The sequence below is a fragment of the Eubacterium sulci ATCC 35585 genome, assembly GCA_001189495.1.
Classification (GTDB): domain Bacteria; phylum Bacillota; class Clostridia; order Peptostreptococcales; family Anaerovoracaceae; genus Eubacterium_B; species Eubacterium_B sulci.
In genome coordinates, this window is record CP012068.1 from 738,658 (window position 1) to 751,410 (window position 12,753).

The 12,753-nt window shown below is 43.6% G+C and carries 9 protein-coding genes and 1 pseudogene; 6 read left to right on the forward strand and 4 right to left on the reverse strand.

From position 1 onward, the window contains the following. Positions 1 to 17: 17 nt before the first annotated feature. The 3 genes from ADJ67_03400 to ADJ67_03410 all read left to right on the forward strand — a co-directional run bounded on the left by ADJ67_03400 (position 18) and on the right by ADJ67_03410 (position 4,750). Entirely contained in the window at positions 18 to 2,645 is a 2,628-nt protein-coding gene (locus ADJ67_03400) for a pyruvate phosphate dikinase (GenBank protein AKT46811.1), read from the forward strand. Between the two features lie 27 nt (positions 2,646 to 2,672). Next, the gene (locus ADJ67_03405; GenBank protein ID AKT46812.1) at positions 2,673 to 2,873 is read left to right on the forward strand and encodes a hypothetical protein; all 201 of its coding nucleotides are present in this window, start codon (positions 2,673 to 2,675) and stop codon (positions 2,871 to 2,873) included. 140 nt (positions 2,874 to 3,013) lie between these two features. Then, a complete protein-coding gene (locus tag ADJ67_03410) occupies positions 3,014 to 4,750 on the forward strand; it encodes a thiamine ABC transporter permease (protein ID AKT46813.1) in 1,737 nt (578 codons plus the stop codon). Positions 4,751 to 4,810: 60 nt separating this feature from the next. Here the strand turns inward: ADJ67_03410 and ADJ67_03415 are convergent, their stop codons facing one another. The 4 genes and pseudogenes from ADJ67_03415 to ADJ67_03430 form a co-directional block, all read right to left on the reverse strand. Further along, complete coding sequence (locus ADJ67_03415) at positions 4,811 to 6,169, reverse strand: hypothetical protein (protein ID AKT46814.1); 1,359 nt, start codon at positions 6,167 to 6,169, stop codon at positions 4,811 to 4,813. Positions 6,170 to 6,185: 16 nt separating this feature from the next. Next, a complete protein-coding gene (locus tag ADJ67_03420; protein AKT47657.1) occupies positions 6,186 to 6,452 on the reverse strand; it encodes a hypothetical protein in 267 nt (88 codons plus the stop codon). Between the two features lie 24 nt (positions 6,453 to 6,476). Next, positions 6,477 to 7,601 (reverse strand): radical SAM protein, encoded by a 1,125-nt coding sequence (locus ADJ67_03425; protein AKT46815.1) that lies wholly within the window; start codon positions 7,599 to 7,601, stop codon positions 6,477 to 6,479. A gap of 32 nt (positions 7,602 to 7,633) precedes the next feature. Next, positions 7,634 to 8,089 (reverse strand): annotated as a pseudogene (locus ADJ67_03430) (hypothetical protein). Between the two features lie 269 nt (positions 8,090 to 8,358). On the opposite strand from ADJ67_03430, the gene ADJ67_03435 reads away from it, so the two are divergent. The 3 genes from ADJ67_03435 to ADJ67_03445 all read left to right on the forward strand — a co-directional run bounded on the left by ADJ67_03435 (position 8,359) and on the right by ADJ67_03445 (position 12,699). Further along, entirely contained in the window at positions 8,359 to 10,011 is a 1,653-nt protein-coding gene (locus tag ADJ67_03435) for a glutamyl-tRNA synthetase (GenBank protein ID AKT46816.1), read from the forward strand. Positions 10,012 to 10,091: 80 nt separating this feature from the next. Then, a complete protein-coding gene (locus ADJ67_03440) occupies positions 10,092 to 10,775 on the forward strand; it encodes a uracil-DNA glycosylase (GenBank protein ID AKT46817.1) in 684 nt (227 codons plus the stop codon). Between the two features lie 55 nt (positions 10,776 to 10,830). Further along, a complete protein-coding gene (locus ADJ67_03445) occupies positions 10,831 to 12,699 on the forward strand; it encodes a GTP-binding protein TypA (GenBank protein ID AKT46818.1) in 1,869 nt (622 codons plus the stop codon). Positions 12,700 to 12,753: the final 54 nt, after the last annotated feature.

The following is a 12,753-nucleotide window of genomic DNA, read 5'->3' on the forward strand; positions in this document are numbered from 1 at the left end:
AATAGGAGAACAACAGCATGAAGCATTTTGTTTACTCGTTTAACGAAGGATCAAAGGATATGCGCAGCCTACTAGGCGGAAAGGGCGCTAACCTTGCAGAGATGACAAAGATAGGACTTCCAGTACCTTTCGGATTTACAATTACAACCGAGGCCTGTAACGAGTACTATCGCAATGGAGGAAAGCTTGGCGAGGAACTAATTTCCGAGATCAAAGAAAAGCTGAGTGAACTTGAGAATGTAACAGGCAAGACTTTTGGAAGCACAACAAATCCACTTCTTGTTTCTGTAAGATCAGGATCGGTATTTTCTATGCCGGGAATGATGGATACCATTCTCAATTTAGGCCTAAACGACGAGTCAACTAAGGGACTTGCAGACCTTACGGAGAATAGAAGATTTGCTCTAGACAGCTTCCGTAGATTTATACAGATGTACGGAAACGTAGTTATGGAGATAGACGGCAAGAATTTTGAAGACATCATAGAAAAAGCAAAGCACGACCGCGGAATCATGTATGATATCGATCTTGATGAAGAGGCTCTTTGCGAAATTATCGATGATTACAAGAAGGTTGTTAGATATGGACAGGAAGGTGGTTTCCCATCAGATCCTAAGGTTCAGCTAATCGAAGCCGTAAAGGCAGTATTCCGCTCATGGAATAACGACAGAGCGATTAGATATAGAAGAATGGAGAGAATTCCTGATTCACTAGGAACTGCCGTAAACGTTCAGTCCATGGTATTTGGTAATATGGGTAATACATCTGGAACAGGTGTAGCATTTACTAGAAGCCCTGTAAACGGAGACAACCACGTGTACGGTGAATTCCTTGTAAATGCACAGGGTGAGGACGTTGTAGCTGGTATTAGAACACCTAAGCCTATAAGCGAGATGGCAGAGTCTTTCCCTGAGGTATATGAGGATTTCATGAACATCGCAAAGGTGCTTGAGCAGCACTATAAGGATGCTCAGGACATGGAGTTTACTGTTGAGCGTAACAAGCTTTACATGCTTCAGACAAGAGCCGGAAAGCGTACAGCTCAGTCAGCGGTTAAGATTGCTGTAGATATGGAAAGAGAAGGTCTCATCGACAGAGAAACAGCTGTTATGAGAATAGAGCCAGGTCAGATTGACCAGCTTCTCCACCCAAGATTTGACGAGGAGGAGCTAAAGGGAGTTTCAGTTATTGCAAAGGGACTTCCAGCATCACCAGGTGCAGTTAGCGGTAAGATATATTTCAACGCTCTAGAAGCTGAAGCTGCAGTAAAGAAGGGCGAGAAGGCTATCCTCGTAAGAGAGACAACTTCACCAGAGGACCTTGCAGGAATGATCGCAGCAGGCGGAATCCTTACAGCAAAGGGAGGAGTTACATCCCACGCTGCTGTAGTTGCAAGACAGATGGGTAAGTGCTGCGTAGCAGGATGTTCAGAAATCCTAGTTTCAGAGGATAAGAAAGAACTGAAGACAAAGGACAAGGTTTACAGAGAGGGAGATGTTATCTCACTTGACGGTTATGATGGAAAGGTTTACGAGGGTGAAATCCACACTGTAGAGCCAAACCTATCAGGTGACTTTGGCGTTATCATGTCATGGGCTGACGGAATCAGAAGCCTCAAGATTAGAACAAATGCAGATAAGCCAGAGGATGCGCTTAAGGCTTTAGAGTTTGGTGCAGAGGGAATTGGCCTTTGCAGAACTGAGCACATGTTCTTTGAGGAGAATAGAATCCCAGCTATCAGAAGAATGATAGTTGCAGATACAGAAAGCGAAAGACGTGAGGCTCTTGATGCACTTCTTCCATACCAGAAGAACGACTTCAGGGGAATTTACGAGGTTATGAAGGAGAATCCAGTAACTATTAGACTTCTAGATCCTCCACTACATGAGTTCTTACCTCACACAGATGCTGAGATTAGAAGCCTTGCAGAAAAGATTGGCGTTCCATACGAAAAGCTTGTAAGAAGAACTGATGAGCTTCACGAGAACAACCCAATGCTTGGTCACAGAGGATGTAGACTTGCTATAAGCTATCCTGAAATCGCAGAGATGCAGACAAGAGCTATCATGGAAGCTGCCATAGAGGTAAGCGAAGAGAAGGGATACAGCATCGTACCCGAAATCATGATTCCTCTAACATCAAGCGATAAGGAAATGGCATATATCAAGGATATCGTTGCTAAGGAAGCTGAGAGATGTAAGGAGGAGAAGTCATCAGACATCAAGTACGTGATAGGAACAATGATTGAGACTCCAAGAGCTGCACTTACAGCAGACGAAATCGCAGAAAGTGCTGAGTTCTTTTCATTCGGTACAAATGACATGACTCAGATGACATACGGCTTCTCAAGAGACGATACTGCTAAAATTATCGAGACATATATCGAGAAGAACATCTTTGAGGAAGATATCTTCCGCTCAATTGACGAAAAGGGTGTAGGTAAGCTACTCGATATCGCAGTTAAGCTCGGAAGACAGACAAGAAACGACCTCAAGATAGGTATCTGCGGAGAGCACGGTGGTGACCCAAGAAGTATAGAGTTCTGCCATAAGCTAGGACTAAACTACGTTTCATGTTCACCATACAGAGTTCCAATTGCAAGAATAGCAGCGGCACAGGCAGCAATTAAGTGTAATCAGGAATAGACAAGTTAACTGAAAGGAGTTAATATCATGTCAATAGAAAACAAAATCGATCAGGCTAAGGGTGCTGTAAAAGAAGGTCTAGGAAAAGTAGGTGGAGACAAAAAGACTGAATTTGAAGGTGCAGTAGAAAAGGCAGCTGCTAAGGTTAAAGAGGTAGGCGAAAGCGTAAAGGACTCTGTAGAAGGAGCAGTTGAAGGTCTAAAGAATGCTGTAAGCAAAGATAAATAATTAAATTAAGATTTTCTTTAAATACTCATTATAAAAAGGTCTTCTGTGGTAGAATATATCACAGAAGATTTTTTGTTATATTAAGTGTTATATCCATTTTTATGGAAATATATAAATAAGTATATTTGGAAGGAGACAGGATGCTAAGAGATTTATTTAGGTATTTTAAACCACATAGAAAGATATTTGCGCTCGATATGTTTTGTGCCATTATGATTGCATTTATCGACCTTGCGTTTCCGCTAGTTTCAAGGACTGCGATGTACGATATGCTTCCGCAGAGCAAGTACAGGACCTTCTTTGTTGTAATGGCTATAGTTGCCGTTGCATACGTGCTTAGGTCGATTTGCTACTACATTATGACTTACTGGGGACATACCTTCGGTATCAGAGTTGAGACCGATATAAGGGCGGACCTTTTCAATAAACTGCAGAGTCTAGACTTTGAGTTTTACGATAAGAATAGGACTGGTACTTTGATGAGCAGGCTGACAAGCGACCTCTTTGAGATTACAGAGCTTGCACACCATGGCCCTGAGGACCTTGTAATTGCGATACTGTCGATATCAGGTGCGCTGATAGTTATGTTTAGCATAGAGTGGAGACTTGCACTTGTTGTAGCTGTGCTTGTACCTATTTTCCTTTTGATTGTCGTGCTGACAAGAAAGCAGATGTCGAGAGCTTCGGTTAATGTAAAGAAGAAAATTGCTGATATAAACACAGAGATAGAGTCATGTATTTCAGGAATTAAGACATCAAAGGCCTTTGCCAACGAGGATGTCGATAACGACAGATTCATGGATTCAAACTATGTGTATAGGACATCAAAGAGTGAGTTCTATAAAGCGATGGGAACCTTCAACGCATCGCAGGAATTTTTTATGTGCATCATGCCGGCTGCAGTTATCGCCATAGGTGGAAAGCTCATAATGGACGGGCAGCTTAACTACATAGATTTGATCACATTTACTCTTTATGTTTCAGCATTTATTACGCCAGTTAGAAAGATGGCAAATTTTGCTGAGATTTTTGCAAACGGTATGGCTGGGCTTAGGAGATTCAGCGAAATCATGGCGCTTAAGCCTCAGGTAGAGGAGAAGCCAGATGCTATTGATTTTGATGTCAAAGAGGGAAATATCGACTTTGATGATGTTACATTTGCATACGACGGAGTACACGATGTTGTAAATAACATGAACCTTCATGTTAAGGCTGGAGAAACTCTAGCAGTTGTCGGAGCTTCTGGAGGCGGTAAGACTACGGTCTGCCAGCTAATTCCGAGGTTTTACGATGTGAGCAGCGGAAGCATCAAAATAGATGGAGTTGATGTTAGAGACGTGACTAAGAATTCTCTGCGTGAGAATATCGGAATTGTTCAGCAGGATGTATTCATCTTTGCGGACACAATCCTAGAAAACATCAGATATGGTAAGCCATCAGCAAGCTACGAAGAAGTTGTTATTGCAGCAAAGAAGGCTGAGATATTTGATGACATCATGGAGATGCCTGATCAGTTTGATACCTATGTAGGGGAGAGGGGAACAGGGCTTTCAGGAGGCCAAAAACAGAGACTTTCCATAGCCAGAATCTTCCTAAAAAATCCTAGAATTTTGATTCTAGATGAGGCGACATCGGCACTTGATACGATTACGGAAAGGTCGATTCAAAAGTCCTTTGACGAGCTATCAAAGGATAGAACCTGCCTAATCATAGCACATAGACTCGCAACCGTTCAAAACGCGGATAGAATAATCTTAGTTGACGATGGAAGAATTGCAGAAGAGGGAACTCATGCTGAGCTCATGAAGCTTGACGGCAGATATGCAAAGCTGTTTAATACTCAGAGACTCGACTACTCAAGTGACGAGGGAAATTAGAATATAAGAGACGAAGAAGCCTGTGGATTTCCACAGGCTTTGATTTGCTTTTATGAACGATTAGTTTTTTAGGCTCTGAAGTGGAGCAGGGATTCTGCCGCCGCGAAGTATCATCTTTGCTGGGGACTTATCGCGAAGCTTCATAACTGGACCGTAGCCTAAAAGGCCGCCAAAGTTCAGCTCCTCGCCCTCGGAAAGTCCAATAGCAGGGATAACTCTAACTGCTGTAGTCTTGGAGTTTACCATTCCGATAGCCGCTTCATCAGCAATTATAGCTGAGATGGTTTCAGCAGGCGTATCTCCAGGAATTACTATCATGTCTAGACCTACTGAGCAAACAGCTGTCATAGCCTCTAGCTTTTCTATGCTTAGTGTTCCTTCTCTTGCAGCCTTGATCATGCCAGCATCCTCACTGACTGGGATGAAAGCTCCTGAAAGTCCGCCAACGCTTGATGAAGCCATAACTCCGCCTTTCTTGACAGCGTCATTTAGCATTGCAAGCGCAGCTGTAGTACCGTGTGTACCGCACTGCTCAAGGCCTATTTCCTCAAGTATGTGAGCAACTGAGTCACCGACAGCTGGAGTTGGAGCAAGCGAAAGGTCTACGATTCCAAATGGAACATTTAGTACTTCAGCTGCTTCGCTTCCGACTAGCTGACCTACTCTTGTAATCTTAAAAGCAGTTCTCTTAATCTGCTCTGAAACCTCGTTTAGACTTGCGCAAGGGTCCATCTTTGATAGAGCTGATCTAACTACGCCAGGGCCTGAAACACCAACGCTTAGGACAGTATCAGACTCGCCGACACCATGAAATGCACCAGCCATGAATGGGTTGTCTTCTACAGCATTACAGAAAACAACTAGCTTTGCTGCGCCTATGCACTGCTTGTCCTTTGTGAGCTTTGCAGATTCGAGAACCTGCTTTCCCATCAAAGAGGCAGCGTCCATGTTGATTCCGGCCTTTGTTGAGCCAACATTTACTGATGAGCAAACGAGCTCTGTCTCTGCAAGAGCCTGAGGGATAGAATTTATCAGCTCAAGGTCACCTGCGCTAAAACCTTTGTGAACTAGGGCAGAGTAGCCACCGATGAAGTTAACTCCGCATTCCTTTGCAGCCTTGTCAAGAATCCTTGCGTATTTGATTGGGTCTCCGCCAGAAACACCCGCAAGCATAGCTATCGGAGTTACAGAAATTCTCTTATTTACGATTGGAATATCGTATTTCTTCTCTATGCTTTCACCAGTTGAAACTAGCTTTTCTGCCTTGCGGCAAATCTTGTCGTATATCTTTTGACATGATTTATCGATGTCGCTATCGGCGGAATCGAGCAGGGAAATTCCCATGGTTATCGTTCTAATATCAAGGGATTCGTCCTGTATCATGCCTATGGTTTCTAAGATGTCGTTTGTGTTTATCATGTATCCCTCCAGCAGACTAAATCCTGTGCATTGCGTTAAAGATGTTCTCATGCATAACGTGAATTGTCATGCCAGTAGCCTCTGCTTCGATATTCTTTTTGAGCTCGTCAAGCGGAATTGAAAGCTCTGAGATGTCGATGACCATGATCATACAGAATATTTCTGTCAAAACTGACTGACTTACATCGATAACATTTGCATTTGCCTCTGCGCAGGCCTTGGATACCTTTGCGAGTATGCCGACAGTGTCCTTGCCGACAACAGTTACAACTGCTTTTTCCATAATTTTGTCCATTTTTTCCTCCAGTTATTTTAGTTCTGCTATGTAAATATCTCTTGCTAAATTATTGTCTGTTCTATATTTTATATCAAAATTAGGATATTCAGCACCAAGCCTATCCTTATTAATTCCGCAGTTTCCAATCATATTGGAGAAAGACTGAGGATTTGAAAATAGGTCGACCTTGAGTTTTGGCTTTGGTGGGTTACTTGCCTCGTCAGAGCCTTCAGCTCTCGCAAGTCTTGTGCCATCTATATTTAGCGCATGTGCAGGACTCATGCCGTCTGTCTTTTTCATCAAAGCATCAAGCTGTCCCTTAAGTGCCTCATATGCTATCTCGCCTTCGACGAGCTGCCTAAAGGCTGGATGATAGGGTCCGCCGTTGATTGCAGATAAATCGCTTCCGCCGATTATATCTGTGCTCTTAAGCCCGACCCTCATTATATTTATTCCTGCCTTATGCAGAATCTTATACATCTCCTTGGTGCGGAGTAGTGCTTCTTCCTTGCTCAAAGCCTCGTAGCTTCCGTCCTCATACATGTCATAAAGCTCTGTGCCATCTATGACCAAAGTAGGGTAGAGCCTTGCTAGCTCTGGGGAAAGTGCCACAGTTTCTCTTGCTGAATAAATGCAGCTCTCTAGGCTATCTCCTGGAAGCCCGATCATGAGCTGAATACCAAGCTTAAACCCTCGCTCCTTAACTAGCCTAGCTGCCTTTCTTGCGATGTCGCTATCGTGCCCTCGCTTGGATAGTCTAAGCACTTCGTCGCTAAAGGACTGAACACCTAGCTCTATGGTGCTTACATTATAGCGTTTGAGATTTTCCAAAATCTCTTCGTCTATGCAGTCTGGCCTTGTCGATATGTGTAGGGATGAAACTCTTCCCTGATCTATATATTCGTTTGCGACCTCAAGATATGCGGTCTGCGCATCTATTGGAATCGCTGTAAAACTTCCTCCATAAAAAGCGATTTCTATCTCGCTTGTGTCAAGGTCTCCGAGCGTCGACAGGTATCTTTCTACGGTTTCTCTGACTTCATCTGTGCTAACGGCCTTAGTCCTTGCTGTTATCTTCTGCTGATTGCAGAAAACACACTGGCAGGGGCAGCCGAGATGGGGGATGAATATGGGTATTATCGCATGTTTCTTCATACTCTATGCTCCCTGCTTTATAGCTTCATATACTAAAGAATTGAGCCTATGTCAGTGAGCTGATACTCTGGGAACCACTTACATCTTATTCCGCGCTCCTCAGTGAACTCTAAAATCCTTGGAAAATCAGGATGAGAGGAGAGGTCTCCGTTAAATACAAGTTCATCTCCAACTCTGCCACAGGTTCCACCGATGAATCCTGTGTCATAGCCGTCGAGGCGAACAAAGCCTGGCTGCACTAGAAGAACTGAAAGATCTTCTATGCCTTCACAGGCTTTTGCAATTCCAGCATCGTAGGTGATGATTGAGTTTTCGTCAACGATAGCGATGCTGCACTTTGTATATCCTTGTTTGACGTCGATGAGGTACATTCCCATTTCCTCAGCGACCTTGAGTAGGCGCGGCGCCGTACAGGAAAGGTTGTGTATGAAGTACTTTCCTGTACATGCTGCATTGAATGCAGCATCCTGAGGATAGTACCTGCCGAGGTCCTCAGGCGCCGCCATGTAGACGGGAGCCTTGTCCCCGATTCCCATTTTGCATAGGAAAATATCGGGATGATTAGAAATCCCGCGATCAACAATTCCGTTTGATGAAATTGGCTCAAGCACATGCCCAAGCCCTGTTAAATACTCTTTAAGATGATAGTGTGCATCTTTTGCTATATATATTTTACTCATGATGACATTATACTACAAATACGGGCAAAAATATTATATAATTAATGATATATGAGATTAAATTTGTGGAGGATGAAATGGATTACAACATATTAGCAGAACTGCTGTTTCCAAATATAGATAAAAGCCCTGAGGATTATGAGAAAATCTATCCTAAGAGAAATCTGCCAGAAGGAGCCAAGGTTACAAGACTAGGACCATCACCAACTGGTTTTATTCATCTCGGAAACCTTTACGGAGCCTTTGTAGACGAAAGACTTGCTCATCAGTCAGGCGGAGTATTCTATCTAAGAATCGAGGACACTGATGATAAGCGTTTTGTCGATGGTGCAGTTAAGATTATCATCGATTCTCTCAGATTCTTTGGAATAAACTTTGACGAGGGGGCAGGACTAGATGGAGATACAGGCGCTTATGGTAACTACACTCAGAGCAAGAGAGGCAAAGTCTATGCTTCGTTTGCTAAGAAGCTAGTGAGAGAAGGAAAGGCGTATCCATGCTTTTTGACAGAAGAAGAAATCACTGCTATTAGAACAAAGCAAGAAGCAGAGAAGCAAAACCCTGGAATCTACGGTGAGTTTGCAGCGCACAGAAACCTAAGCCTAGAGGAAATAGAAGCTAATATTAAAGCCGGAAAACCTTATGTTTTAAGACTTAAGTCTGATGGAAATCCAGACCCAGAAAAGGCACGCAGAATCAAGGTTGAAGACGCTATAAGAGGAACTCTCGAAATGCCGGAAAACTTTCAGGACGTCGTCATCCTCAAGACCACAGGAATCCCAACCTACCACTTCGCACACGTGGTTGACGACCACCTGATGAGAACGACTCACGTCGTAAGAGGCGCAGAGTGGCTTCCTTCACTGCCAATCCACGTTGAGCTCTTCGAAAAGCTCGGCCTAGAGCTTCCAATCTACTGCCACACAGCGCAGCTAATGAAGCTAGACGAAAACGGAAACAAGCGAAAACTCTCCAAGAGAGAAGACCCAGAGCTATCGCTTGATTACTATCGCAACCTAGGATACCATCCGGCTGCGGTAAGAGAATATCTGCTAACCATCCTAAACTCAAATTTTGAGGAGTGGAGAGCAGAGCATCAGGATGCAGATATTGACGAGTTCACATTTACAACAGAGAAGATGAGTAACTCTGGTGCGCTTTTTGATTTGAATAAGCTAAACGACATCAGCAAGGATGTTCTTCTTAGAATCCCGGCAGAGGAAATCATAGAGTTTCTAAAGGGTTGGGCTGAGGAATTTAGGCCTGAGATTATGTACATCTTTGATGATGAGGAATACCTTAAGAAGATTATAGACCTTGGTAGAAATGATAAGAAGCCAAGAAAGGACCTTGTTTACGCAGAGCAGATTGTCGAATTTATAAGCTATTTCTTTGACGATATGTTTGCAAGAGAGGATGAGATTCCTGCAGAGGTTTCAGCTGAGGATGCAAGAGAAATTCTAAAGAAATACATGGAAAGCTATGACCATGCAGACGACCAGAGCCAGTGGTTTGACAAGATTAGAAACATAGCTGTTGAGCTTGGATATGCTGCAAAGCCTAAGGATTACAAGAAGAATCCAGAGGATTATAAGGGGCATGTAGGACATGTGAGCACAGTTATTAGAATTGCGCTTATGGGAAGAGCTCAGTCACCTGATGTTTGGTGCATACAGCAGATTATGGGCGAGGATATGACTCGCAGAAGAATCACAAGCTACGAGATATAATACGGGCTATATGCTCAATAACAAGCTCGCATCTCGCGTAAACTACGCTAAGCTGCGGGCTTGATACATTTAGGAGAAATATGGTAAACATAGGAAATCACTGGGATGAGGTGCTCGCTGGCGAGTTTAATAGCGAGTACTATAAGAAGCTTAGACAATTTTTGATAGAGGAATATCGCACTCAGACTATCTACCCTGATATGCACGATATTTTCAATGCACTAAAGGAAACCGACTTTGATGATACAAGGGTTTTGATACTGGGTCAGGATCCTTATCACGGAGCAGGGCAGGCACACGGCATGGCTTTTTCTGTAAAGCCGGGAGTTAAGCAGCCACCGTCGCTTGTAAATATTTTTAAGGAGCTTCGCGAGGAACTAGGAGCGCCTATGCCAAGCTCTGATAACGGTTATCTACTCAGCTGGGCCAAGCAGGGAGTTCTGCTTCTGAACACCTGCCTTACTGTGAGGGAAGGAAAGCCAAACTCACACAAGGGAAAGGGCTGGGAAAGACTTACTGATGCTGTAATTTCTAAGCTAAACGATAGAGCAGAGCCTGTTGTCTTTATTCTCTGGGGTGCGAATGCAAGAGCTAAGAAGTCCCTAATTACAAACGAAAGACATTTGATACTCGAGGGTGCACATCCAAGCCCACTATCAGCATATAATGGTTTTTATGGCGGAGCCTACTTTACGAGGACTAATGAATTTCTAGAAAAGAATGGTAAAAAAGCGATAAACTGGGATATTACAGATTTGAAATAATGAGCATTTTGTGGTATAATTTATCGTTAAATCAATGAATAAAGAAGGTAAAATTATGTCTGAAAGACAAAAAATAATTAACATTGCCGTTATAGCCCATGTAGACGCTGGTAAGTCGACGCTCGTAGATGCTTTTTTAAAGCAGAGCGGTATATTTAGAGACAACGAAGCGATGGCAGATTGCGTCATGGATAGCGACGATATAGAGCGTGAGAGAGGTATAACAATTTACTCTAAGAACTGCTCAGTAATGCATAATGACGTTAAGATAAACATCGTAGATACACCAGGCCACGCGGATTTTTCATCTGAGGTAGAGCGTATCATGAAGACTGTAGATACAGTTATTCTGCTTGTTGACTCAAGTGAGGGACCTATGCCACAGACTCGCTTTGTTCTTAGCAAGTCGCTAGAGCAGGGGCTAAATCCTATTTTGTTCATTAACAAGATCGATAAGAAGGATGCCAGAATCGACGAGGTTGTCGACGAGGTATACGAGCTATTCATGGACCTAGATTCAAACGATGATCAGCTGAACTTCCCAATTCTATACGGAGTTGCAAGGCAGGGTATAGCTGTTAAGGACCCATCAGATATAGATGGCCTAGAGTTTAGACAGGGAGATAGCAAGCTAAAGCACACACCAGAGGGCTACGGCGGATTCGATATTACGCCGCTCTTTGATACAATAATTGAGCACTGCGAGGTTTATCCAGATAGAAGAGAAGAGCCTTTGCAGATGCAGATTTCAACACTTGCCTACGATGACTATATCGGAAGACTAGGAATCGGAAGAATTACAAGAGGCGTACTCAAACAGGGCAGTCAGGTTTCTGTGGTCAAAGAAAACAGCGTAGAAACTCGCAAAATTGGTCAGATTTTCGTTTACAGAGGTCTTAAGAGGATGCCTGTTGAGGAAGCTCAGTGCGGAGACATAGTTGTCGTTTCAGGTATCTCAGATATCTCAATCGGTGAGACAATCTGCGATCCGTCAGCACCAGAGGGTCTTGGCAGCATCATGATTGAGGAGCCAACGCTTTCGATGAACTTCATGGTTAACTCATCTCCTTTTGCTGGTCAGGTGGGTAAGTATGTGACATCAAGGCATATTAGAGAAAGACTGAACAAGGAGCTAGAGGTCAATGTTGGACTCACTGTTGAGGACACAGATTCAACAGACTGCTTCAAGGTTTCAGGAAGAGGCGAACTCCATCTTTCTATTTTGATAGAGAATATGAGAAGAGAAGGCTATGAGCTAGCTGTATCAAAGCCAGAGGTTATCTACCACAAGGACGAAAACGGCGCTAGGCTTGAACCAATCGAAGAAGTTATAATTACGGTTCCAGATGAGTATTCAGGAACGGTAATCTCCAAGCTAAACCTCAGAAAGGGAATCATGGTTCAGATGTCTGGTGACAACGGATACACTAAGCTAGAGTACCATGCACCAACTAGAGGTCTTTTGGGATATAGATCTGAGTTCATTAACGATACTCGTGGCGAAGGAAACATGGAGAGAAGATTCTTTGCATTCGAAGAGTACAAGGGCGAGATTCCGGGCAGAAATAACGGAGTAGCTATTGCGATAGAAGAAGGTGTTTGCACACCTTATGCGCTTTTCAATATCAGCGAAAGAGTTCAGATGTTCGTAGAGCCTCAGACTAGAGTTTATGAGGGCATGATTGTCGGAATGAACTCGAGAGGAAACGACATGGAGGTTAATCCATGTAAGGCTAAGAAGGCGACAAATATGCGTGCGGCAGGAAGCGATGAGAATGTTAAGCTCTCACCGGCTCGTCACTTCACTCTTGAGGAAGCACTGGAGTTCATAGCTGATGATGAGCTAGTTGAAATCGTCCCAGATGATATCAGGCTCAGAAAGAAGCTACTTAAGGAAATAGAGAGAAGAAGAGCAGGACGCTAAGAAGGCGTTTTGCTATGTAGATAGGTCTTACGGCAAGCCCCTGGTGCAGCCGTG